This window comes from Amycolatopsis sp. NPDC001319, assembly GCF_042896185.1.
In the GTDB taxonomy this organism is placed as follows: Bacteria; Actinomycetota; Actinomycetes; order Mycobacteriales; family Pseudonocardiaceae; genus Amycolatopsis.
This window is the reverse complement of sequence record NZ_JBIAWY010000002.1, coordinates 894,630-918,718: the sequence shown is the minus strand read 5'-3', so window position 1 is coordinate 918,718 and position 24,089 is coordinate 894,630. Positions and strand designations below refer to the sequence as shown.

Here is a 24,089-nt window from a genome sequence, read left to right as displayed (position 1 = left end):
TGAACGAGAGGGCAAACACATGATTCCTCTCATCACCAGAGTCAAAGCCTATGATGGGCCCTATGCAGTTCCAGCAGCTGGCATATTTCCTGGCAGTGGCCGACACGCGGCATTTCACGCGTGCGGCCGAGCAGGCGCGTGTGGCGCAACCCTCACTGTCCCAACAGATCCGCGCGCTCGAACGCGACGTCGGCGCCACGCTGTTCCACCGCGTCCGCGGCAACGTCACGCTCACCGAGGCCGGCGAGACGCTCCTGCCCATCGCGCGGCGCATCCTGGCCGAGACCGAGGCGGCGTACCGGGCGATCCGCGAGCTCGACGAGCTGGGGCGCGGCCGCGTGCGCCTCGGCGCCACGCCCAGCCTGTGTACCGGCCTGCTGCCGGTGATGCTCGCGGCGTTCCGGCGCACCTACCCCGGCATCGAGCTGGTGCTGCACGAAAGCGGTTCCCGCGACCTGCAGACCGACCTGTCGGAAGGCGGGCTCGACCTCGCGATGATCGTCGACAGCCGGGTCCGCGACGACCACCGCCTGGAGAGCACGCCGCTGTTCGTCGAAGAGCTCGTGGTGATCTCGCCGAAGCACGAGCCGGCGCCGGTGCGCGGCCGGCTCGCCATCCAGGACCTGAAGGGCCGGCCGCTGGTCATGTTCCGCCGCGGTTACGACCTGCGCGAGGCCACGGTGAACGCCTGCCGCGCCGCCGGCTTCGATCCGGCCTTCGCCATCGAGGGCGGCGAGATGGACGCCGTGCTCGAGCTCGTGCAGGCGGGCCTCGGCCTCGCCGTCGTCCCGAGCACTGTGGTGGGGGACCGCTTCCGGATGACGCAGTTCACCGAGCCCGGCCTCAGCCGCGTCGTCCGGCTCGCCTTCCGCCGCGACGTCGAGCTCACCCGCGCGGCCCGCGCTCTGCAGGAGGAGATTGTCCGGTTCCTGGCCGGGGAGGGTGGGCTCGGTCACCTGCCGCCGGGGATCCGCTCGCTCGCCGGGCGCTGACGGGGGCATGATCAACTCGACGGGCGGAGAAGGGAGTGCGTGGTGGCGGGAGCGCTGAACGAGCAGTCGGCCGTACGGGTGCTGGAGCTCGGGGGAGTGCGGTTCACCTACGTGGTCGACGGCGCGCTGGCCATGGTGCCCGGCGGCTTCTTCCCCGCCATCCCGGCCGCTTACTGGACCGAACACCCCGAGGTGCTCGACGCGAAGGGCCGCGTCACGGCGTCCGCGGGCGGTCTGCTCGTGGAGCGCGACGGCCGGTCGCTGCTCGTCGACGCCGGACTCGGTGTCGAGACCGACCCGGTCGAGATCGGCGGTGAGCCGGTCGCCTTCAGCGATTCCGGCGCCCTGCCCGACATCCTCGCCGCGCTCGGCCACCGGCCCGAGGACATCGAGGCCGTCGCGTTCACGCACCTGCACGTGGACCACACCGGATGGGCGTTCGTCGACGGGCGCAAGTTCTTCCCCGCGGCCACCTACCTCGTCGCGGCGCAGGAGTGGGCGCCGCACGGGCGCGGGGAGCTCATCCCGGGCGCACCGGGCCGGGCCGAGGTGATCGAGCCGCTGGCGGGCACGCACCAGGTGATCGGCGACGGCGACGAGGTTTTCCCGGGCGTGCACGCGATCGTGACGCCCGGACACAGTCCGGGGCACACCTCGTACGTGATCGAGGCGGGGGAACGGCGCGTGGTCGCGTTCGGCGACGTCTTCCACATCCCCGCGCAGATCACGCACCCCGACTGGCCTTCGCTGCCCGACGTCGACGCCGCCGGCGTGCTCGCCGCTCGGCGCCGGATCGTGGCGGAGCTGGAGCGGTCCGGCGCGATCGGGTTCGGCATCCACTTCGGGGACCAGGCCTTCGGGCGCGTCGAGCGCGACACCGACGGCTCGCTGAAGTGGGTCCCGGTCCAGGCCGAAGCCGTGCTGCCCGCGCCGCGCGTGCTCGGGGACTGAGGCCGCTCCACCCGTCGGGCGACGCTCGTGGACAGGGTGCGGTGCGGGTGCTATAACCGGACTACTCCATACTGCATACAACATCCAGTCGAGCGGGTGACGCCATGTCCGAACCCCAGACCACCACCGCCGTTCGCGAGCTGAACGACGTCTACGGGCGCCGGTACCGGGTCGGGGAAAGCGATCTGGACCTGCTCGGGCGCCCCCGGAGCTGGATGCTCTGGCTCAGCGGCGCCGCGATGTTCGCCGCCGGGCTGCAGCAGTACGGCTTCGGCGCCATCGCGCCGGTGCTCACCGGCGCGCACGGCTGGACGTTCACCGAGGTCGTGGTGTCGCTCGCCGTGTGGGCGGTGGCGCAGGCGAGCGTGGTGTTCCCCGCGGCCTGGCTGCGCGACCGCGGCCGGCTCTCACCGTCGTTCGCCGTGGTGCTGGGCGGGATCCTGTGCGCGATCGGCCTCGTGACGCTCGGCCACGCGTCGAGCCTGGTCGTGGTGTTCGCGGGCTACTCGCTGCTCGGCGGCATCGGCACCGGGCTCGTGTACGGCACGTGCGTCGGCGCCGTCATGAGCTGGTTCCCCGACCACACCGCCACCCGCGTCGGGGCGGTGAGCGGCGCCTTCGCCTACGGCAGCGTCCCCTTCGTCCTCGTCGCCGGCTTCGGCCTCGGCGTCGGCAACCGCGGGGTGCTCCTCGACGTGACGGCGGCACTCGTGCTGGTCGTCGTGGTCGGCGCGGGCGTGCTCCTGCGCTACCCGCCGCGCAACTGGTGGCCGTCGGGCGCGCCGGACCCGCGCGAGTGGGCGCGGGACAAGGTCCGCAACCGCACCGTCTCGGTCAACCGCCCCGCCGTCCGCCACTACCGGCCGGCCGAGCTCCTGCGCTGCGGCACGACGGCGGCGTTGTACGGCACGGTGGTGCTGGCCGCCGCGGTGCTGCTGTTCGACCTCGCCTATCTGGCCACGTTCGTCGCCGAGCAGGGCGGCGGCACCGGCCTCGCGGCGGTCGCGCTCGCTGTGCTCGCCGGTGTGACCGGCACGGGCCGCGTGCTGCTCGGGTGGCTGTCCGACCGCGTGGGCCGCCGCCGCATCCTGCAGCTGGCCCTGGTGGCCGGCGGGATCGGCCAGTTCGTGCTGTTCTACTCCGGCGAACACCGGCACGCCTTCGGCCTCGTGCTCGGCGCCGCGCTCGCCGGGCTCGGCAACGGCTGCTGCTACACCCTGCTGACCGGGCTGGTGCGCGAGTACTTCGGCGAGGAGTCGGCGTTGCAGAACTTCGGCGTGCTCTACAGCGCCAAAGCCGTCGGCGCACTGCTCGGCATCGGGCTCGCCGCCCTCGTCGTCACGGCGCACGGCTACTTCGGCGCCTTCGCCGCGGCCGGGCTCTTCAGCCTCGCCGGCGCGGTCCTCACCGGACGGCTCACGCAGCCGGGCCGGCCTAAGTCCCTGCTTCCCGCGCGCTGAACCCGGAGGTGGCCCCATGGGCCGGATGACGAGCCGACGCCGCGTGTTCCGCGTCGTCGACGGCGAGCTCACGATGCGCCCGGACACGCTCAGCGCCGAGGAGCCGCTGGAGATCCGTGTGGCCGGCAAGGCGCTCACGATCACCATGCGCACACCCGGCAGCGACTTCGACCTCGCTGCCGGGTTCCTGGTCGGCGAGGGGATCGTGCACCAGAGCGCCGACGTCGCCGGGATCCGGTACTGCGCCGGGGCCACTGTGGACGGTTCCAACACGTACAACATCGTCGACGTCGTCCTGCGCGCCGGCGTGCCGTTGCCGGACCCGTCGCTGGAGCGCAACTTCTACACGACGTCCTCGTGCGGCCTCTGCGGCAAGGCGAGCCTCGATGCGGTGCGCACGACGCTGCGGTGGCCGGTGACCGCCGACCCGCTCGCCGTCGGGCCGGAGGTCCTGACCGGTCTGCCCGACGCGTTGCGCGAGGCGCAGAAGGTGTTCGACCGCACCGGCGGCCTGCACGCGGCCGGGCTCTTCGACGCCACTGGAGAGCTGCTGTGCGTGCGCGAGGACGTGGGGCGGCACAACGCGGTCGACAAGGTCGTGGGCTGGGCCGCGCGGGAGGGCCGGCTGCCGCTGACCGCCACGATGCTGATGGTCAGCGGGCGGGCGTCGTTCGAGCTCGTGCAGAAGGCCGCGATGGCGGGAATCCCGTTGCTGGCGGCGGTTTCCGCACCCTCGTCGCTCGCGGTGGAACTGGCGGAGGAAGTCGGGCTCACGCTCGTCGGATTCCTGCGGGGCCGCTCGATGAACGTCTACACCCGGGCCGACCGGCTCGGCCTGCACGATCCGCTGCAGCTCGTCGAACACTGAGGCGCCACACGAAGAAGCCCCCTTCGCCGCAGAATCGGTGAAGGGGGCTTCTTCGGCCGGGGTCAGCGGTTGGTCGAGTAGGAGTGCGCGCCGGTGCCGGCGAGCTTGCCGCCGTCGACGATGAGGTACTCGTCGCGGATGGGCGTGCCGGCGAACCACGATTCGAGGATCTCGCGGGTGCCCGCGGCGTAGCGCGTCTGGGCCGAGAGTGAAGAACCCGAGATGTGCGGCGTCATGCCGTGGTGCGGCATCGTGCGCCACGGGTGGTCGGCCGGCGCGGGCTGCGGGAACCAGACGTCGCCGGCGTACCCGGCGAGCCGGCCACTCTCCAGGGCCCGGACGATCGCGTCGCGGTCGGCGATGCGGGCGCGCGCGGTGTTGATCAAGTACGCGCCCCGCTTCATGGTGGCGATGAGGTCGTCGTTGAACAGGCCCTCGGTCTCCGGGTGCAGGGGCGCGTTGACGGTCACCACGTCGCAGTGGGGCACCATCGCCGCGGCACTCTCGTGGAAGGTCAGGCCCAGCTCTTGCTCCACCTCGGCGGGCAGGCGGTGCCGGTCGGTGTAGTGCAGGTGCACGTCGAACGGCTTGAGGCGGCGCAGCACCGCGAGGCCGATGCGGCCGGCGGCGACGGTGCCGACGTGCATGCCCTCGACGTCGTAGGACCGGGCGACGCAGTCGGCGATGTTCCAGCCGCCGTCGAGCACGGTCCGGTACGAGGGCAGGTAGTTGCGCACCTGCGAGAGGATCATCATCACCACGTGCTCGGCGACGCTGATGCTGTTGCAGTAGGTCACCTCGGCCACGGTCACGCCGTGGGCGATCGCCGCGTCGAGGTCGGTGTGGTCGGACCCGATGCCCGCGGTGACCACGAGCTTGAGGTTCTTCGCCCGCTCGAACCGCTCCGCCGTGAGGTAGGCGGGCCAGAACGGCTGCGAGATCACGACGTCGGTGTCGGGCAGCTCCTGGTCGAACACCGAGCCGTCGCGGTCCTTGTCGGACGTGACGACCAGCTGGTGGCCCTGGCTCTCCAGGAACTTCCGCAGGCCGAGCTCACCGGAGACACTGCTGAGCAGGGCGCCGGGCGTGAAGTCGATCGCTTGGGGCGTCGGGAGGGTCTGGCCGCCGGGATAGCCGTCGAGGTGGGGCAGATCGTCGCGCGCGTAGGTCTTGGGGTACCCGTCGACCGGGTCGTCGTACAGCACGCAGAGCACCTTTGCCATGGTCTGTCTCCCGAGGTTTTTCGTTGGCAGCTAACGACTTTTACCTTCCTCCGCCGCAGAGAGGGGGTCAAAGCGTTAGTGCCTATGCCGAGATAGGTCCCGGCTGTCGCGCGGGCGCGAGAAAACCGGCGAGGACGCGCTCCAGGACCCCCCGGACGTCGACCTGCGGAGTCACCTCGAGCAACGCCCGGGCGAGGATGGGTTCCGGGTCCCGGTCGGCCATCACGAGCCCGATCTGGGGCGGCCGGGCCGGGGTTTCCAGCGGCACCACGCGCATGCCCGGCGGCACGCCGAACATGTGCAGCCACGCGTGGGAGATCACGCTCGACCAGCGCCGCGAGGCGACGTGGGCGTAGAGCGCCGACACGGTGTCGGTCTCGATCGCCGGGACGACCGACGCCCCGGCGTCGGCGAAGAACCCGTCGAGGATCCGCCGGTTGCGCATCTGCGGGCCGAGCAGGCACAACGGAACGGTGGCGACCTCGGCCCAGCGCACGCGCTCGCGCCCGGCGAGCTTGCCGTCGCGCGGTGTCAGGAGCAGGTAGCGCTCCTCGTAGAGCGGGAAGGTGCGGACGGCGCCGAGCTCCTCGTCGTCCACATAGGTCAGGGCGATGTCCAGTTCGTACTCCGCGAGCCGGCGCGTGATCTCCCGGGACGGCAGGGATTCGAGCGACACGCGGGCGTGCGGGTGGCGTTCGCAGAACGGGGTCGTGAGCAGCGTCGCGGCGGTCAGCGACGTCGGGATCGTGCCGACGCGCAGGACGCCCGAGAGGTTGCTGCGCATCGTGGAGAGGTCCTGGCGCATCCCGTCGCACTCGGCGAGGATCCGGTGCGCCCACAGCAGCACGCGCTCACCCTCGGGTGTCAGGCCCTCGAACCGCCGGCCCCGGCGCACGATCGGCGCGCCCAGCTCGTGCTCCAGCTTCCGGATCGCGGCTGAGAGCGAAGGCTGCGAGACGTGACAGGCGTCGGCGGCGCGGGCGAAGTGACGTTCCCGCGCGAGCGCGACGAGGTACTCCAGTTGGCGTAGCAGCACATCTCATCATGGCGCACGCCCCGGACCGGCGAAAGGCTTTGCGGCTTCAGGTCAGGTGCCGCAGCACGGCCGCCACCGCCGGCGGGGGATCACCGGCCGGGCGGGTCACGGTGATGTGCCAGGTCGGGCCGCCGCGGGAGAAGGGCCGAGAGGTGAGATCGGCGAACCGCGCGGCCACGGACGCGGGCAGGATGCACGCGCCCAGGTCGTGGCGGACGAGCTCCGCCGCCGCGGCGACGTCGGTGACCTCGTGGGCGACGGTGCGGCGCACCTGCGCGGTGTGGAACGCGCGGTCGGTCGCTTCGCGGTTGGCCCAGCCCGGGGCGAAGTCGACGACCGCCGCGGCGGCCGCGTCGGCCGCGGTGACCGGCCGGTCGGCGCCGCGATCGCCCGCGGGACTCACCAGGACCATCTCCTCGCGCCGCAACGGCCGGCTGATCAACCCGTCACCGGCCACGCAGTCCTCCACGGCGACGAGAACGTCCACACTGGACTCGTGCACCGCCGAGCGCAGCTGCCTCGGCGGGACCAGCAGGACCTGCACCTGCACACCCGGGTGCTCGCGGCGCAGCGCCGCCAGCGCGCGGTGCGGGTCGGGCCACGCGCCGGGCATCACGCCGACGCGCACGCGGCCGGCGAGTTTCCAGCGCGCCCCGTCCACGGTCGCCCGCGCGTGTTCGGCGGCCTTCAGCGCGGCGCGCGCGGCGGGCAGGAACGCCCGTCCGGCCGGGGTCAGCGCGACGCGGTGGGTGGTGCGCTCGAACAGCGACGTGCCGAGGTCGCGTTCGAGCGCGCGCACCACTGTGGACACCGTCGACTGCACGGTGTGCAGGCGGTGCGCCGCGGCGGTGAACCCGCCTTCCTCGGCGACCGCGACGACGATCTCCAGCTGCCGCAGGTCCATCCGCGGTCCTCCTCGGGTGCTCGTGGTCAGGGCAGGGGCAGCAGCTCGACGTCACCGCCCCGCCAGCCCGGCGGCACCACGGCGAGGGCATCGGCGAGCGCCGCGCCCCACAGCGAACCGGGCCGGTCGTGGCCCACCGGCGTGACGTCGCCGCCGGAGCGCACGACGGGCACGAGCCGGGTGTCGCTCGGGTGCGCCGGCAGGGGTTCGGCGGCCCACGCCGTGACGGGCCTCGGCTCGCGGTGCCCGCCGAGCTCGGTCAGCAACGGCAGGAGCAGGGTCAGCCCGGCCCCGAGCGCCGCGAACGGGTTGCCCGGCAACCCGACCACGCACCGGCCGTCGGGCAGCACCGCCAGCAGCTGCGGGTGCCCGGGCCGGACCGCGACACCGTCCACGCGCACGTCGGCGAGCAGTGCGCGCAGCACGCCACGCAGATGGTCGGCCGGGCCTTTCGAGGTGGCGCCGCAGACCACCACCACGTCGGCGTCGTCGTCGGTCAGCACCGCGGTGAGGGCGTCGGGCCGGTCGGCGAGCCGGACGAGGCCGTGCTCGTCGGCACCCGCGGCGCGCAGCAGGCCGGGTAACAGCGGTCCGATCGCGTCACGCACCCGGCCCGGCCGCGGCAGCCCCGAGGTCTGGACCTCGTCGCCGGTCACGACCACCGACACCCGCGGCCGGCGGTGCACCAGCAGCGTGTCGTGCCCGACGGCCGCCGCCGCGCCGAGCACCGCGGCCGTCACGGTGGTCGACGTGGCGAGCAGCTCCTCGCCCTCGGAGCAGTCCTCGCCGCGGCGGCGCACGTGCTTGCCGGTCACCACGGTGCCGCTCACCCGCCGTCCACTGTGGACGGCGTGCTCCACCGGCAGCACCGCCCGCGTGCCGGCCGGGACCGGCGCGCCCGTGGCGATCTCGAGGGCCGTGCCGTGGGCCAGCACCCCGGCGTACGGGGCGCCGCCGGCCCGGACCGCGCCCACCACGGTCCACGGTCCGGGCCCGGCGACGGCGTACCCGTCCATCGCCGAGTTGTCGTACGCCGGCATCGGCACCAGGGCCCGGACCGGGCTCGCCAGCGCCCGGCCCAGCGCCTCGCCCAACGGCAGCTCGACCGCCTCGAGCGGCTTCACCGCGTCGCGGGCGATCCGGCGGGCCTCGGCCCATCCCCGGTGCATGGCGTACCTCCTAGTCCGGCCGGCCCGCGGCGCCGACCTCGGTCATCGCCCCGGTCCGCTCGTCGTACACGAACCCTCGCACGGACGCGGTGTGCGGCAGGAACGGACTGCTGCGCACGCGGCGCAGGCATTGGCGCACGTCCTGCTCGGCGTCGGTGAACGCCTCGGCCGACCAGGGCGGCCGGATGCCGGTGCCCTGCTCCACCTGGCGCGCGAACTCCGTGTCCGTGAAGGTTCGCATGCCGCAGTCCTCGTGGTGGACGAGGATGATCTCCCGGGTACCCAGCAGCCGCTGGCTCACCGCCAGCGACCGGATCGCGTCGTCGGTCACCGCGCCGCCGGCGTTGCGGATCACGTGCGCGTCGCCCTCTTCCAGGCCCAGCAACCGGTAGACGCTGATCCGCGCGTCCATGCACGCCACCACCGCCACGCGCCGGCGTGGCCGCTTCACCAACCGGGTGTGGTCGAGGCTGCCGTGGTAGCGCCCGGCGTTGGCGACGAGCGCGTCGATCTCGCCCACGGCTACGGCGTTCCCGCGAGGACCTCGCGCACGAGCCGCGCGGTCTCGCTCGGCGTCCGCCCGACGCGGATGCCCGCCGCCTCCAGCGCCGCCTTCTTCGCCACGGCCGTGCCCGCGGAGCCGGAGACGATCGCGCCGGCGTGGCCCATCGTCTTGCCCTCCGGCGCGGTGAACCCGGCGACGTAGCCGACCACGGGCTTGCTCACGTTCTCCCGGACGTAGGCGGCCGCGCGTTCCTCGGCGTCGCCGCCGATCTCGCCGATCAGCACGATCACGTCGGTGTCCGGGTCTTTCTCGAAGGCCTCGACCGCGTCGATGTGCGTGGTCCCGATCACCGGGTCGCCACCGATGCCGACGCAGGTGGAGAAGCCGATGTCCCGCAGCTCGTGCATGAGCTGGTAGGTGAGCGTGCCCGACTTCGACACCAGCCCGATGCGGCCCGGGCCGGTGATGTCGGCCGGGATGATGCCCGCGTTGGACAGCCCGGGGGAGACGATGCCCGGGCAGTTCGGGCCGATGATCCGCGTCTTGCCGCCCTTGGCCACGGCGTGCGCCCAGAACACCGCGGAATCGTGCACCGGCACGCCCTCGGTGATGACCACGGCCAGGCCGATCTCGGCATCGACGGCCTCGATGACCGCGTCCTTCACGAACGGCGGCGGCACGAACAGCACCACCACGTCGGCGCCGGTCCCGGCCATCGCGTCGGCGACACTGCCGAACACGGGCAGCTCGTGCTCGCCGACCGCCACCTTCTGCCCGGCCTTGCGCGGGTTCACGCCGCCGACCACGTTCGTGCCCGCGGCCAGCATCCGCTTGGTGTGCTTCATGCCCTCGGCGCCGGTCATGCCCGACACGACGACACGGCTGTTCTCGTCCAGGAAGATCGCCACTTCTCAGGCCTCCGCGCTAGCAGGAACGGTCGCGAGCTTGGCCGCCTCGCGGGCGGCGTCGTCCATGGTCTCCACCACGGTCACGAGCGGGTGGCCGGCTTCGGCGAGGATGCGCCGGCCCTCGGCCACGTTGTTGCCGTCGAGGCGCACCACCAGCGGTTTCGTCGCGCGGTCGCCGAGGATCCCCAGCGCCTGCACGATGCCGTCGGCCACCGCGTCGCACGCGGTGATGCCGCCGAAGACGTTCACGAAGACGCTGCGCACGTCCGGGTCGCCGAGGATCACGCCGAGCCCGGCCGACATGATCCCGGCCGAGGCGCCGCCGCCGATGTCGAGGAAGTTCGCCGGCCCCCGCGCGCCCACCTCGGCGGCCGCGGCCGCGACGACGTCCAATGTGGACATCACCAGGCCGGCGCCGTTGCCGATCACGCCGATGTCGCCGTCGAGCTTCACGTAGTTCAGCCCCTGCTCGGCGGCTTCGCGCTCCAGGGGGTCGCCGGCGTTCGGGTCGGCGAAGGCCTCGTGGTCGGCGTGGCGGAACTCGGCGTTGGCGTCGAGGGTGACCTTGCCGTCGAGCGCGATCACCTGGCCGTTCTCGGTGCGCGCCAGCGGGTTCACCTCGACCAGCGTCGCGTCCTCGCCGACGAAGACCTCCCACAGGCGCACGAGCGCGTCGGCGATGTGGTCGGCCACCTCCGCCGGGAACTGCGCCGCGGCGACGATCTCGGCCGCCTTGGCGCGGTCCACGCCGGTGCGCGCGTCGACCGGCACCTTCGCCAGCGCCTCGGGCCGCGTCGCCGCGACCTCCTCGATCTCCATGCCGCCGGCCACCGACGCCATGGCGAGGAACGTCCGCTCCGCGCGGTCGAGCAGGTAGGACACGTAGTACTCCTCGGCGATCTCGCTCGCCTCGGTCACCAGCACCTTGTGCACGGTGTGGCCCTTGATGTCCATGCCCAGGATGTCGTCGGCGATCTGTTCGGCGTCGTCAGGCGTCGCGGCGAGCTTCACGCCGCCGGCCTTGCCGCGCCCGCCGGTCTTGACTTGTGCCTTCACCACCACGGTGCCGCCGATCACCGCGGCCGCCGCGCGCGCTTCCTCCGGGTTCGCGGCGACGCGGCCGTGGGGGACCGGTACGCCGTGCGAGGAGAACAGCTCGCGCGCCTCGTGTTCGAAGAGATCCATCTGAGTCCTTCCTGGCGGGCCCGGTGGGCCGCGAACGGGACTGGGGAGGAAAAGGGCCGTCCGGCGTGCCGTCATCCGCCGCGGCTCCGGCGAAAAAAACCTCCGGACAAACCTGCGGATGGCCCTGGACAGCGGGTCGCTCGGAGAGTAATCCTAATGCCTACCTCATACGGTATGCAATCTACAGTTTTCGGCGAAGGTGCCGCTGACCTGGAGGGATTCCCTTCGCCGCGGCTGTGGACCGACGGCAGTGCAGACCGGGGAGCGCACCGGAACGAGCGCCCGGATCAGAGAGGTCCGGCGTGAGACCAGAGGAGTTGAGCAATGGCGCCAACCACGACCGGCCAGAACGTCGACAAGGACCGGGCCGCCCCTGCGACGAACGGCGGCCAGCCGGCTCCGGACACGATCTCCGGCGGGCACCTGGTGGCCAAGGCGCTCAAGGCGGAGGGCGTCGACACGATCTTCACGCTGTGCGGCGGGCACATCATCGACATCTACGACGGCTGCGTCGACGAGGGCATCAACGTCATCGACGTACGCCACGAGCAGGTCGCCGCGCACGCCGCCGACGGCTACGCGCGGATCACCGGCCGCCCCGGCTGCGCGGTCGTCACCGCGGGCCCGGGCACCACGGACGCGGTGACGGGCGTGGCCAACGCCCTGCGCGCGGAGAGCCCGATGCTGCTGATCGGCGGCCAGGGCGCGCTGAGCCAGCACAAGATGGGCTCACTGCAGGACCTGCCGCACGTGGACATGATGACCCCGATCACCAAGTTCGCCGCGACCGTGCCCTCGACCGCGCGCGCGGCCGACCTGGTGTCGATGGCGTTCCGCGAGGCCTTGGCGGGCGCGCCCGGCCCGGCGTTCCTGGAGATCCCGCGCGACGTGCTCGACGCGCGCGTGCCCTTGTCGGCCGCGCGGATCCCCGAGGCGGGCCGCTACCGCGCGTCCACCCGCAGCGCCGGCGACCCCGCCGACGTCGAGCGCCTCGCCGACCTGCTGGTGCACGCGAAGAAGCCGGTGATCCTGCTGGGCAGCCAGGTCTGGACCACCCGCGCGGCCGAACCGGCGGCCGAGCTCGTGCGCACGCTGAACATCCCCGCGTACATGAACGGCGCGGGCCGCGGCACCCTGCCGCCCGGCGACCCGCACCACTTCCAGCTTTCGCGCCGCTACGCGTTCGACAACGCGGACGTGATCGTGATCGTCGGGACGCCGTTCGACTTCCGCATGGGCTACGGCAAGCGGCTCTCGCCCGACGCCACGGTGGTGCAGATCGACCTGGACTACCGCACCGTCGGCAAGAACCGCGACATCGACCTGGGGCTGGTCGGCGACGCCGGCCAGATCCTCGCCGGCGTGACCCAGGCGGCGTCGGGCCGCACCGACAACGGCGCGGTGGCCCGCAAGCCGTGGCTGGAAGAACTGCGCGCGGTGGAGGACAAGGCGAAGGAGAAGCGCCTGCCGCAGCAGCATTCCGACGCGAACCCGATCCACCCGTACCGGCTCGTGCACGAGATCAACGAGTTCCTCACCGAGGACTCGATCTACATCGGCGACGGCGGCGACATCGTCACCTTCTCCGGCCAGGTCGTGCAGCCGAAGTCGCCCGGCCACTGGATGGACCCGGGCCCGCTGGGCACGCTCGGCGTCGGCATCCCCTTCGTGATGGCCGCCAAGCACGCCCGCCCGGACAAGGAGGTCGTCGCGCTGTTCGGCGACGGCGCGTTCTCCTTGACCGGCTGGGACTTCGAGACGCTGGTGCGGTTCAACCTGCCCTTCGTCGGGATCGTCGGCAACAACTCGTCGATGAACCAGATCCGCTACGGCCAGGCCCAGAAGTACGGCCTCGCGCGCGAGCGCATCGGCAACACCCTCGGCGACGTCCGCTACGACGAGTTCGCCCGCATGCTGGGCGGCTACGGCGAAGAGGTCCGCGACCCCGCCGACATCGCGCCGGCACTGCAGCGCGCCCGCGAATCGGGCAAGCCGTCGCTGATCAACGTCTGGGTCGACCCGGACGCGTACGCCCCCGGAACCATGAACCAGACGATGTACAAGTAGTCGGGAGGCACGAGAAATGGGAAAGGCACTCGAAGGCGTCCGCGTCCTCGACATGACCCATGTCCAGTCGGGACCGTCGTCGACCCAGATCCTCGCCTGGCTGGGCGCGGACGTGATCAAGCTGGAGACACCGGGCCGCGGGGACATCACCCGCGGTCAGCTGCGGGACCTGCCCGGAGTGGACAGTCTCTACTTCACGATGCTGAACGGGAACAAGCGCAGCATCACGCTCAACATGAAAAGCGACGAGGGCAAGGAGATCTTCACGAAGCTGGTGTCCGGAGTGGACATCCTCGTGGAGAACTTCGGCCCCGGTGTCGTCGACCGCTTCGGCTTCTCCTGGGAGAAGCTGCAGGAGATCAACGACCGGCTGATCTACGCGTCCATCAAGGGTTTCGGCCCCGGCCGCTACGCCGACTTCAAGGCCTACGAGGTGATCGCGCAGGCCATGGGCGGCTCGATGAGCACCACCGGGTTCGAGGAGGGCCCGCCGACCGCGACCGGCGCGCAGATCGGCGACTCCGGCACCGGCATCCACCTCGTCGCCGCGATCCTCGCCGCGCTGTACCAGCGCACGAACTCCGGCCGCGGGCAGCGGGTGCAGGTGGCCATGCAGGACGCGGTGCTCAACCTCTGCCGCGTCAAGCTGCGCGACCAGCAGCGCCTGGCGCACGGCCCGCTCGGCGAGTACCCCAACGAGGTGTTCGGCGACGAGGTGCCGCGCTCGGGCAACGCGTCCGGCGGCGGGCAGCCCGGCTGGGCGGTGCGCTGCGCGCCCGGCGGCCCGAACGACTACATCTACGTGATCATCCAGCCCGTCGGCTGGCAGCCCATCACCGAGCTGATCGGGCAGCCCGAGCTCGCCGAGGACCCGGAGTGGGCCACGCCCGAGGCGCGGCTGTCCAAACTGGACAAGGTGTTCGCGCTCGTGGAGCAGTGGACCGAGCGCCACACCAAGTGGGAGGTCATGGAGAAGCTCAACGCCCGCAACATCCCCTGCGGGCCGATCCTGTCCACCCAGGAGCTCATCGAGGACGAGACGCTCGCCGAGCTCGGCAGCGTGGTCGAGGTCGACCACCCCGAGCGCGGCAAGTTCAAGACCGTGGGCTGCCCGCTCAAGCTGTCGGACTCCCCGGTCGACATCGGCCGCTCGCCGCTGCTGGGCGAGCACAACGACGAGGTGCTGGGCGAGCTCGGCTACGCAGGCCAGGACCTCGAGCGGCTGCGCACCGCAGGCGTGATCTAAGGAGAAGCTGGATGACCACGGGAACCGGCCGCGCTGCGGTCGAGAAGATCCTGGAGAAGGCGGCGGCCGAGGGGCGCTCGTCCCTCACCGCCCCCGAAGGCCGCGCCGTGTGCGAGGCCTACGACATTCCCACCCCGGCCGAGCGGCTGGCGACCTCGGCCGACGAGGCGGTGGCGCAGGCGCAGGAGATCGGCCTGCCGGTGGTGCTGAAGATCGTGTCGCCCGACATCCTGCACAAGACCGAGGCCGGCGGCGTGCTCGTCGGCCTGCGCACGGCCGAGCAGGTGGCCGACGGGTACGCCACGATCCTCGCCAACGCCGAGGCGTACGACGCCGACGCGGACATCGTCGGCGTGCAGGTGCAGCAGATGCTCACCACCGGCCAGGAGGTGATCATCGGGTCGGTCACCGACCAGACCTTCGGCAAGATCGTCGCCTTCGGGCTCGGCGGCGTGCTCGTCGAGGTGCTCAAGGACGTGACCTTCCGGCTGGCCCCCACGAGCGAGGCCGAGGCACTGTCCATGGTGGACGGTATCGCGGCGGCCGAGGTCCTCGACGGGGTGCGCGGCAGCGAGGCGGTGGACAAGAAGGCGCTCGCGGGCATCGTGAACAAGCTCTCGCAGCTCGTCACGGACTTCCCGCAGCTGGCCGAGGTCGACCTCAACCCGGTGCTCGCCACGGCCGCCGGCGCGACCGCGGTCGACGTGCGCATCCTGGTCGACCCGGACGCGGCCAAGGAGCCGGTGCGGTTCACGCAGGAGGAGATCCTCGCGTCGATGAACCGGATCATGAAGCCGGCCGCCGTCGCGGTGATCGGGGCTTCGGCCGAGGCGGGCAAGATCGGCAACTCGGTGATGAAGAACCTCGTCAACGGCGGCTACGCGGGCGAGATCTACCCGATCAACCCCAAGGCTTCGGAGATCCTCGACCGCAAGGCGTACGCGAGCATCAGCGAGGTACCCGGCGACGTCGACGTCGCGGTGTTCGCCATCCCGGCGAAGTTCGTGCCCGCCGCGCTCGAAGAGGCCGGCGCGAAGGGCGTGGCCGGCGCGATCCTGATCCCGTCCGGGTTCGGCGAGACCGGCAACATCGAGCTGCAGGACGAGGTCGTGGCGATCGCGCGCAAGCACGGCGTGCGCGTCCTGGGGCCGAACATCTACGGCTACTACTACACGCCGGAGAACCTGTCGGCGACCTTCTGCACCCCGTACGACGTCAAGGGCGGTGTCGCGCTCTCCTCGCAGAGCGGCGGCATCGGCATGGCGATCCTGGGCTTCAGCCGGTCGGCCGGCATGGGCGTGTCGTCCATCGTGGGCGTGGGCAACAAGGCGGACATCGACGAGGACGACCTGCTCACCTTCTTCGAGCACGACGACAACACCCAGCTCGTCGCGATGCACCTCGAAGACCTCAAGGACGGCCGCTCGTTCGCGGAGACCGCCAAGCGCGTCTCGGCGAAGAAGCCGGTCGTCGTCCTGAAGGCCGGGCGCACGTCGCAGGGCGCGAAGGCGGCCAGCTCGCACACCGGCGCGCTGGCCGGCAACGACAAGGTCTACGACGACATCCTGCGCCAGAGCGGCGTGATCCGGGCGCCGGGGCTCAACGACATGCTGGAGTACGCCCGCGGCATCCCGCTGCTGCCGGCTCCGCAGGGCGAGAACGTCGTGATCATCACCGGCGCCGGCGGCTCGGGCGTGCTGCTGTCGGACGCCTGTGTGGACAACGGCCTGTCGCTGATGGAGATCCCCGACGACCTCGACGCGGCGTTCCGGGAGTTCATCCCGCCGTTCGGCGCGGCCGGCAACCCGGTGGACATCACGGGTGGCGAGCCGCCGTCGACCTACCGGAACACGATCGCGCTCGGTCTTTCCGACGAGCGCATCCACTCCCTGATCCTCGGCTACTGGCACACGATCGTCACGCCGCCGATGGTGTTCGCCGAGCTCGTGGTGGACGTGGTCGAGGAGTTCCGCCGCAGGGGGATCCACAAGCCGGTGGTGGCGTCGTTGTCCGGGGACGTCGAGGTGGAGGCCGCGAGCGACCACCTCTACGCCAACGGGATCGTCGCCTACCCGTACACGACCGAGAAGCCGGTGGCGGTACTCGGTGCCAAGTACCGCTGGGCGCGGTCGGCCGGGCTGCTCGGCTGATCACTTCCGGCGAGGAGGAAGGAGGCGTATCTTGCCGGACACCTAGCCGTCGGCCACAGCGGGGGACACGAGCACGCAAGAAGCGCCGGGCGCGCGCGGTCGCGCCCGGCGGGGGACAAGGAGCCACCCCACTCAGAGGGAACCGAAGTCAACGTTGACGAAAGAGAACTCTCATGACCGCAGCCCTACCGACGTACCAGGAGATCGTCGACGACAACGGACGCAAGTACCGGATCGGTGAGAGTCCCAGAGACATCATGGGCCGCTCACGCGCATTCATGGTCTGGCTGCCGTGGGTCGCCATGATGGCGGTGAGCGTGTTCGAGTACGGCTGGGGAGCCGTCGAAGGCACGCTCGAAGAGAAGTACGGCTGGTCGTTGTCGGACGCGTTCTGGCTGGCCAGCATCTGGGCCGTGTTCCAGGCCGGGGTCGCGTTCCCGGCCGGCCGGCTGCGCGAGAAGAACATCGTCTCGGCGAAGACCGCCATGCTCGTAGGCGCGGTCTTCTCCGGGATCGGCTACTTCACCATCGCGCACAGCGGCAACCTGGTGCTCGCCTTCATCGGGTACTCCGTGCTCGGCGGCACGGGCGCCGGATTGGTCTACGCCACCTGCATCAACATGGTCGGCAAGTGGTACCCCGAGAAGCGCGGTGCGCGCACCGGCTTCGTGAACGGCGGGTTCGCCTACGGTTCGGTGCCGTTCATCTACCTGTTCAGCGCCTTCCTCGGGCACGAGAACCTGACCATCACGCTCGACGCCATCGGCCTCTACATGCTGCTGGTCGTCGGGATCTGCGGGTTCCTGTTCAAGGACCCGCCGAAGAACTGGTGGCCGTCCGAGGTCGACCCGATCGCGTGGCTGAAGGGCAAGGCGGCGGGCAGCGCCAAGAGCCTGGAGAAGAACCCGCCGGCCGTCCGGCAGTTCACGCCGATGGAGGCGATCAGGACCGGCATGCTCCCGCTGATGTGGGTCACGCTGATCGTGATCGGCGGCGTGTCGTTGTTCGGCATCAACTTCCAGGTGCCCTTCGCCGAGGAGAGCCACTTCGGCGCGTTCGTGGCGGCCTCGTCGGCCGGCATCCTCGCGATCGTCAACGGCGTCGGCCGCGGCCTGGTCGGCTGGGCGTCGGACCGCATCGGGCGCAAGCAGACGCTGTTCTGGGTGCTCGTGATCGCGGCGGTCGCGCAGTTCGGCGTGATGTGGTCGGGCAACACGCACAGCCTGTTCTGGTTCATGGTGTTCGCGGTCCTGACCGGGTTCGGCAGCGGCGCGTTCTACCCGCTGTTCGCCGCGCTCGTGCCGGACTACTTCGGTGAGAACCACAACGCCACGAACTACGGCCTCGTCTACAGCGCCAAGCTCATCGGCGGTGTCGGCGGCGGTGGTCTCGCCGCGGGCGTGATCGCGGCGTGGGGCTACACCGGTGCCTACGTCCTGGCCGGCTGCATCGCGTTGCTGTCCGCCGTCATGGTGCTGTTCCTGCGCCAGCCGGGCCGCCGCAGTGGCCCGACCGCCTCGGAGCAGACCGGCGTGGTCGCGCAGGCCTCACCGGCCACCGGGAGCGCCGGCAGCTGACGCCTGCCGGGGTTTTCGGTACAGGGCCCGGGAGTGAGGGGGCGGCTGACGCCCGCCCCGTCACTCCCGGGCTGCTTCGGGCCGCTCGTGGAACGCCTGACGCGTGCGTTCCGTGTGGTGGGCCATGATCTTTTCCGCCTTCTCGACTTCGTGGGCCGCGACGGCTTCGATCAGCTCGGCGTGCTCCGCCCACGCGTCGTGGCCGCGGGGCCGGGCGATCGGCGTGTAGTACCAGCGCACGCGGCGGTCGACGAGCCCGATCAGCTCGGCCAGCACGGCGTTGCCGGTCAGCTCGGTGAGGAACGCGTGCAGGTCGGCATTGGCCGAGACCAGGCCTTCGCTGTCGTCGGCGGCCAGGGCTTCGAGGCCGGCGTTCTGCAGCTCCCACAGCCGGGCGACGTCCGCTTCGGTCGCGCACGCGGCCGCCAGCCGCGCAGAGTGGGTCTCGAGGACGGCGCGGACACCGAGCAGCTGGTCGGCCTCCTCGTCGGTGGGCATGTGCACGAACGCACCCTGCGCGGGCCGCAGGTCGACCCAGCCCTCGGTCTGCAGGCGCTGCAGCGCTTCGCGCACCGGCTGGCGGCTCACGCCGAGGTACTCGGCCAGGTCGGCCTCGACGAGGTGCTGCCCAGGTTCGAGCGTGCGGTTGATGATGAGCTCGGCCAGCGCGTCGTACACGACCTGGCGCAGCGGCGCCGGGCGCTCCACGCGCTGGGCGGACTTGGCCGCGAGCGACCCCTTGGCCGTCCGCCGACCGGTGGGCCCGCGCTCGGGCAGGGGAGAGGCGGTCTGGGTCACGGGGCACCTCTGGTCCGGGTAGACGCGGTCCGGCCGAATGCGGGAAACCGCGGGAGTTCGTGGAGCTGAGGCAAGAATACAGGTTTTGGTATGCAAAATCCCAACTCTTCACTCTGTGGCCTGGATCTCACCCGAAGTGGATCAATCGGACAGGCCTGAAATGACAATCAGTATCGGGTGTGCCTGCTCCGCCTGGGTGTCATCGGCGAATCCCATCACCGGATCCTGGCATCGCACGGTTTCTCGGGATACTGTATGCAATCGCTGTGTTCGACCGAGCGGGAGGCACACCATGCGGGTTGCTGTTCTGGGCGCGGGCGCGATCGGCGCCTACGTCGGTGCGGCCATGCACCGAGGCGGCACCGAGGTCCATCTGGTCGCGCGCAAGGCGCACCTCGAGGCGATGCGCGAACACGGAGTGCGGGTGCTCAGTCCCCGCGGCGACTTCACCGCGCATCCCCACGTCACCGACGACCCGGCCGAGATCGGCCCGGTCGACTTCGTCTTCCTCGGGCTCAAAGCCCACTCCTACCCGAGCAGCGGCCCGCTGCTCGAGCCACTGCTGGGCCCGGACACCGCGCTCGTCGCGGCGCAGAACGGGATCCCGTGGTGGTACTTCCACGGCCTCACCGGACATCCGCTGGAAGGCCACCGGGTCGAGACCGTCGACCCGGACGGCGAGACCAGCCGGGTGATGGCCGTCGAGCGCGCCATCGGGTGCGTCGTCTACTGCTCCACCGTGATCGAGGAGCCGGGCGTGATCCGCCACCTCGAAGGCACACGGTTCTCCCTGGGCGAGCCGGCGGGCGGGGTCTCACCCCGCTGCGTCGCGCTGTCGGAGGCGATGATCGAGGGCGGTCTCAAGGCGCCGGTCGAGCCGAACCTGCGCGACGACATCTGGGTCAAGCTCATGGGCAACGTCGCCTTCAACCCGTTGAGCGCCCTGACGCGGGCGACGATGGCGCAGATGTGCGAGCACGACGACACGCGCGAGCTCGTCGCCACGATGATGACCGAGACCCTCGCGATCGCCCGGGCCGCGGGGGCGGATCCCCAGGTCTCCGTGGAGAAGCGGATCGACGGCGCCTGGCGCGTCGGGCACCACAAGACCTCGATGCTGCAGGATCTCGAAGCCGGCAAGCCGCTGGAGATCGACGCGATCATCGGCGCCGTCGTGGAGCTGGCCGAGCTCACCGGGGTGCCCGCGCCCGCGCTGCGTCACGTGCACGCGGCCATCGGCCTGCTGAACCGCACGGCCACCGCCGTGCCGGTCGGCTGACACCCATCCCACCACCTCCTGGAGGCAGAAAGATGAAGCGCAGGAAGGACACCACGCCGTACGCCCGGCTCACGGAGCCGCTGGTGCGGGACTCCGGTGTGCTGCGGCCGGCGACGTGGGAAGAGGCGCTCGACCGCGCCGCCGCGGGGTTCCGGCGCACGCTGGAGACGAAGGGCCCCGAGGCGTTCGGCATGTTCTCCTGCGCGCGGGCCACGAACGAGATGAACTTCGTGGCCCAGAAGTTCACCCGCGCGGTGATGGGCACGAACAACGTCGACTCGTGCAACCGGACCTGTCACGCGCCCAGCGTGGCGGGGCTGGCGCGGGTGTTCGACAGCGGCGGCGGCACCTCGTCGTACGCGGAGATCGAAGACGCCGACGTGATCGTGATCTGGGGCGGCAACCCGCGCGAGGCACACCCGATCTTCTTCCAGCACGTGCTCAAGGCCGTCCACAAGGGAGCGAAGCTCTTCGTGGTGGACCCGCGCCAGACGAGCACCGCGAAGTGGGCGCACCGGCAGCTGCAGCTGGAGGTGGGCACCGACATCCCGCTCGCCAACGCGATCGCGCGGGAGATCATCCACTCCGGACTGGCCAACACCACGTTCATCGAGCGGGCCACGGAGGGCTACGAGGAGTTCGCCGCCTCCGTGGAGCCGTGGACGCTCGAGGTCGCCGAGCAGGTCACCAAGGTGCCGGCCGAGCTCATCAAGGAGCTGGCCCACACCTACGCGCGCGCCGACCGCGGGCAGATGTCGTGGACGCTGGGCATCACCGAGCACCACAACGGCACCGACAACGTGCTGTCGCTGATCAACCTGTCGCTGCTGGCCGGGCAGGTCGGGCGCTACGGCGCCGGGTTGAACCCGTTGCGCGGGCAGAACAACGTGCAGGGCGGCGGCGACATGGGCGCGATCCCGGACCGGATGCCGGGGTTCCAGGACATCCTCGACCCGGCCGTGCGCGCGAAGTTCGACGCGGCGTGGGGCTCGCAGATCCCTCCGCACAAGGGCAAGAACCTCACGCAGATGCTCGAGGCGATGGAGGACGGCCTGATCACCTGCGTGTACGTGATCGGGGAGAACCCGGTGCAGTCCGAGGCCGACTGCGAGCACACGATCAAGCGCCTGTCGAACATCGAGCACCTGGTGGTGCAGGACATCTTCCTCACCAAGACCGCCCAGCTCGCCGACGTGGTCCTGCCGGCGTCGGCCGCGTGGTGCGAGAGCGACGGCACCTTCACCAACAGCGAGCGGCGCGTGCAGCGGGTGCGCAAGGCCGTGAACCCGCCGGCCGGCGCGCGGGACGACATCGAGCTGCTGAGCGAGCTCGCCCGCCGGCTGGGCCACGACTGGCACTACAGCGGCGACGACGGCCGCGAGGTGTGGGACGAGCTGCGCTCGCTCTCGCCGATGCACGCCGGCATGAGCTACGAGCGGCTCGAGGACCTCGGCGGCATCCAGTGGCCGTGCTACAGCGAGGACACGCTGGAACCGTCGTACCTGCACGGCCGGCTGTGGGCCGAAGACCCGGCCGAGCGTGGCCGCCCGGCGCCGTTCACCGTGCTGCGCCACAGCCCGCCGGTCGACGTGCTCGACGACGAGTTCCCGCTGCGGCTCACCACGGGCCGGCGGCTGGACTCGTACAACACCGGCGTGCAGTCGGGCGGGTTCCCGTCGCCGCTCCGGCGGGGCGAGACGCTCGACCTGTGCTCGGCCGATGCCGCGCAGCTCGGGGTTGCGGAGGACGAACTGGTGCAGATCTCGTCGCGGCGCGGTGCGATCGTCGCGCCGGTGCGGATCGACGAGGGGCTGCGCCCGGGCCTGGCGTTCATGACGTTCCACTTCCCGGACGAGATCGACGTCAACGTGATCACGATCGAGGCGACGGACCCGGTGGCCGGTACCGCGGAATACAAGGCCGCGGCCATCCGCGTGGACAAGCTGCCCGCCGACGCGGTCGCGGGCTGAGGGGGCGGGGATGGATCTCCAGTTCCTCGACGCCAAGGCTTCCTTCGAAGAACGCGCGGCGATCGACGCGCTGCCCGAGGGCGCGGCCCGGGACCAGCTGCTGCCCGCCTTGCACGCGGTGAACGACCGCGTCGGCTGGATCAGCCAGGGCGCACTGAACTACATCTGCGAGAAGCTGCACGTGCCGCCGGCCGAGGCGTACGGCGTCGCGAGCTTCTACTCGCTGTTCTCGCTCACCGAACGGCCGGAACGCGTGGTGCACGTGTGCACCGACCTCGCGTGCCGCGTCAACGGGGCCGACACGGTGTGCGACACGCTCACTGAGCACGTCGGGCCCGCGGGCAAGGCGCGCGGGGGAGTGACGTGGCTGCGCAGCCCGTGCCTGGGCGTGTGCGAGAAGGCGCCCGCGGCGCTGGCGTTCGAGGCCGGCGACCCGCCGGGCAGCGAGCTGCTCGCGCCCGCCACCGGCGCGTCCGTGGTGCTGGCCGCGCGCCGGTCGCCGTCCACTGAGGACGGCCCGGCGCCGGTGCTGCACCAAACGGACCGGGCGTCGCTGCGGCTGTTGCGCCGGGTCGGGGCGGTCGACCCGGAGAGCCTCGACGACTACCGCGCCACCGGTGGCTACGCGGCCCTGCGCAACGCGTTGCGGCTCGGGCCGAACGGCGTGATCCGCGAGGTCACCGACTCGGGGCTGATGGGCCGCGGCGGCGCCGCGTTCCCGACCGGGCGCAAGTGGGAGGGCGCGGCCCGCCAGCCCGCGCTGCCGCACTACCTGGTGTGCAACGCGGACGAGAGCGAGCCCGGCACGTTCAAGGACCGGGTGCTGCTGGAGGGCGACCCGTTCGCGCTGGTCGAGGCGATGACCATCGCCGGGTTCGCGACCGGTGCCACGCGGGGTTTCCTCTACCTGCGCGGCGAGTACCCGCGGGCACGCCGGCTCGTGCAGAACGCCATCGACGTCGCCCGGGAGCGCGGGTTCCTCGGTGCGGACATCATGGGGCACGAGGGGTTCTCGTTCGACATCGAGATCCGCCGCGGCGCCGGTGCGTACATCTGCGGCGAGGAGACGGCGATCTTCAACTCGATCGAGGGCTTCCGCGGGGAGCCCCGGTCGAAGCCGCCGTTCCCGACGGAGCAGGGCCTGTTCGGCAAGCCGACGGTGGTCAACAACGTCGAGACGCTGGTCAACGTGCCACTGATCCTCACCGCCGGCTACGCGGCCTACCGGGAGATCGGCACGGAGAAATCGGCCGGGCCCAAGCTGTTCTGCCTCTCGGGCAACGTGCGCAAGCCCGGCGTGTATGAGGTCCCGTTCGGCACCACGCTGCGCGAGCTGCTGGAGCTGGCCGGGGGCGTGCCGGAAGGCCGTGAGCTGCGGGCGGTGCTGCTGGGCGGCGCGGCCGGCGGGTTCGTGCGGCCCGACGAGCTGGACCTGCCGCTGACGATGGAGGACTCGCGCGCCGCCGGCACCACGCTCGGCTCCGGCGTGGTGCTGGCGCTGGACGATCAGGCCGACCTCGGCGGGTTCCTGCTGCGCATCGCGTCGTTCTTCCGCGACGAGTCGTGCGGGCAGTGCGTGCCCTGCCGCATCGGCACGGTCCGGCAGGAGGAGGCCGTCAGCCGCATCGTCGGCGGCCGCAAGCTGAGCACCGGTGCCGACGATCTGGCGCTGCTGCGCGAGGTCGGGCAGGTGATGCGGGACTCGTCGATCTGCGGGCTGGGGCAGACGGCGTGGAACGCGATCGAGTCGGCCGTCGAGCGGCTGGGCGCGTTGGACGGAGGACAGCGATGACTACCGACG

General features: G+C 71.4%; 19 protein-coding genes. 11 read left to right on the top strand and 8 right to left on the bottom strand.

Translation table 11 applies throughout. The features are described 5' to 3' along the window. The first annotated feature begins 62 nt into the window (after positions 1 to 62). The 4 genes from ACFY1H_RS09505 to fdhD all read left to right on the top strand — a co-directional run bounded on the left by ACFY1H_RS09505 (position 63) and on the right by fdhD (position 4,271). Positions 63 to 992 carry a LysR substrate-binding domain-containing protein gene (locus ACFY1H_RS09505; protein ID WP_366581994.1) on the top strand — a complete coding sequence of 310 codons (930 nt, stop codon included), beginning with the start codon at positions 63 to 65 and terminating at the stop codon, positions 990 to 992. A gap of 42 nt (positions 993 to 1,034) precedes the next feature. Then, the gene (locus ACFY1H_RS09500; protein WP_386945711.1) at positions 1,035 to 1,943 is read left to right on the top strand and encodes an MBL fold metallo-hydrolase; all 909 of its coding nucleotides are present in this window, start codon (positions 1,035 to 1,037) and stop codon (positions 1,941 to 1,943) included. 104 nt (positions 1,944 to 2,047) lie between these two features. Next, a complete protein-coding gene (locus ACFY1H_RS09495) occupies positions 2,048 to 3,403 on the top strand; it encodes an OFA family MFS transporter (RefSeq protein ID WP_386945709.1) in 1,356 nt (451 codons plus the stop codon). A 16-nt stretch (positions 3,404 to 3,419) separates the two neighbouring features. Beyond that, entirely contained in the window at positions 3,420 to 4,271 is an 852-nt protein-coding gene (fdhD, locus tag ACFY1H_RS09490; protein ID WP_386945707.1) for a formate dehydrogenase accessory sulfurtransferase FdhD, read from the top strand. Positions 4,272 to 4,333: 62 nt separating this feature from the next. Here fdhD and ACFY1H_RS09485 read toward each other — a convergent pair whose 3' ends face one another. From ACFY1H_RS09485 to sucC, 7 genes are all read right to left on the bottom strand, one after another. Beyond that, positions 4,334 to 5,494 (bottom strand): NAD-dependent formate dehydrogenase, encoded by a 1,161-nt coding sequence (locus ACFY1H_RS09485; RefSeq protein WP_386945705.1) that lies wholly within the window; start codon positions 5,492 to 5,494, stop codon positions 4,334 to 4,336. Positions 5,495 to 5,576: 82 nt separating this feature from the next. Further along, positions 5,577 to 6,530: a LysR substrate-binding domain-containing protein gene (locus ACFY1H_RS09480; protein ID WP_386945702.1), complete on the bottom strand. Its 954-nt coding sequence runs from the start codon at positions 6,528 to 6,530 to the stop codon at positions 5,577 to 5,579. A gap of 46 nt (positions 6,531 to 6,576) precedes the next feature. Further along, positions 6,577 to 7,434: a LysR family transcriptional regulator gene (locus tag ACFY1H_RS09475; protein WP_366582000.1), complete on the bottom strand. Its 858-nt coding sequence runs from the start codon at positions 7,432 to 7,434 to the stop codon at positions 6,577 to 6,579. Between the two features lie 26 nt (positions 7,435 to 7,460). Beyond that, positions 7,461 to 8,603 (bottom strand): molybdopterin molybdotransferase MoeA, encoded by a 1,143-nt coding sequence (locus tag ACFY1H_RS09470; RefSeq protein ID WP_386945701.1) that lies wholly within the window; start codon positions 8,601 to 8,603, stop codon positions 7,461 to 7,463. Positions 8,604 to 8,613: 10 nt separating this feature from the next. Next, positions 8,614 to 9,123, bottom strand: a complete 510-nt coding sequence (locus ACFY1H_RS09465; protein ID WP_366582002.1) for a carbonic anhydrase — start codon at positions 9,121 to 9,123, stop codon at positions 8,614 to 8,616. 2 nt (positions 9,124 to 9,125) lie between these two features. Further along, entirely contained in the window at positions 9,126 to 10,016 is an 891-nt protein-coding gene (gene sucD / locus ACFY1H_RS09460; RefSeq protein ID WP_366582003.1) for a succinate--CoA ligase subunit alpha, read from the bottom strand. 3 nt (positions 10,017 to 10,019) lie between these two features. Beyond that, a complete protein-coding gene (sucC, locus tag ACFY1H_RS09455; RefSeq protein ID WP_386945700.1) occupies positions 10,020 to 11,201 on the bottom strand; it encodes an ADP-forming succinate--CoA ligase subunit beta in 1,182 nt (393 codons plus the stop codon). Positions 11,202 to 11,525: 324 nt separating this feature from the next. Here sucC and ACFY1H_RS09450 point away from each other — a divergent pair, with 324 nt between their 5' ends. The 4 genes from ACFY1H_RS09450 (at position 11,526) to ACFY1H_RS09435 (ending at position 18,241) form a co-directional block, all read left to right on the top strand. Beyond that, positions 11,526 to 13,268 (top strand): thiamine pyrophosphate-binding protein, encoded by a 1,743-nt coding sequence (locus ACFY1H_RS09450; RefSeq protein WP_366582005.1) that lies wholly within the window; start codon positions 11,526 to 11,528, stop codon positions 13,266 to 13,268. A gap of 16 nt (positions 13,269 to 13,284) precedes the next feature. After that, positions 13,285 to 14,514, top strand: a complete 1,230-nt coding sequence (gene frc / locus ACFY1H_RS09445) for a formyl-CoA transferase (RefSeq protein ID WP_366582006.1) — start codon at positions 13,285 to 13,287, stop codon at positions 14,512 to 14,514. Between the two features lie 11 nt (positions 14,515 to 14,525). After that, entirely contained in the window at positions 14,526 to 16,664 is a 2,139-nt protein-coding gene (locus tag ACFY1H_RS09440) for an acetate--CoA ligase family protein (protein WP_386945697.1), read from the top strand. A 173-nt stretch (positions 16,665 to 16,837) separates the two neighbouring features. Next, positions 16,838 to 18,241 (top strand): OFA family MFS transporter, encoded by a 1,404-nt coding sequence (locus ACFY1H_RS09435; RefSeq protein ID WP_366582008.1) that lies wholly within the window; start codon positions 16,838 to 16,840, stop codon positions 18,239 to 18,241. A 60-nt stretch (positions 18,242 to 18,301) separates the two neighbouring features. Here ACFY1H_RS09435 and ACFY1H_RS09430 read toward each other — a convergent pair whose 3' ends face one another. Beyond that, on the bottom strand, positions 18,302 to 19,039 hold the full coding sequence (locus ACFY1H_RS09430; protein ID WP_366582009.1) for a GntR family transcriptional regulator: 738 nt from the start codon (positions 19,037 to 19,039) through the stop codon (positions 18,302 to 18,304). Positions 19,040 to 19,331: 292 nt separating this feature from the next. On the opposite strand from ACFY1H_RS09430, the gene ACFY1H_RS09425 reads away from it, so the two are divergent. The 3 genes from ACFY1H_RS09425 to ACFY1H_RS09415 are packed head-to-tail and all read left to right on the top strand — an operon-like array spanning position 19,332 to position 24,080. After that, a complete protein-coding gene (locus tag ACFY1H_RS09425) occupies positions 19,332 to 20,318 on the top strand; it encodes a 2-dehydropantoate 2-reductase (RefSeq protein WP_386945695.1) in 987 nt (328 codons plus the stop codon). 32 nt (positions 20,319 to 20,350) lie between these two features. After that, on the top strand, positions 20,351 to 22,288 hold the full coding sequence (locus ACFY1H_RS09420) for a molybdopterin oxidoreductase family protein (RefSeq protein ID WP_386945694.1): 1,938 nt from the start codon (positions 20,351 to 20,353) through the stop codon (positions 22,286 to 22,288). A gap of 10 nt (positions 22,289 to 22,298) precedes the next feature. Further along, positions 22,299 to 24,080: an NAD(P)H-dependent oxidoreductase subunit E gene (locus tag ACFY1H_RS09415; RefSeq protein ID WP_386945692.1), complete on the top strand. Its 1,782-nt coding sequence runs from the start codon at positions 22,299 to 22,301 to the stop codon at positions 24,078 to 24,080. The last annotated feature ends 9 nt before the right edge of the window (positions 24,081 to 24,089 follow it).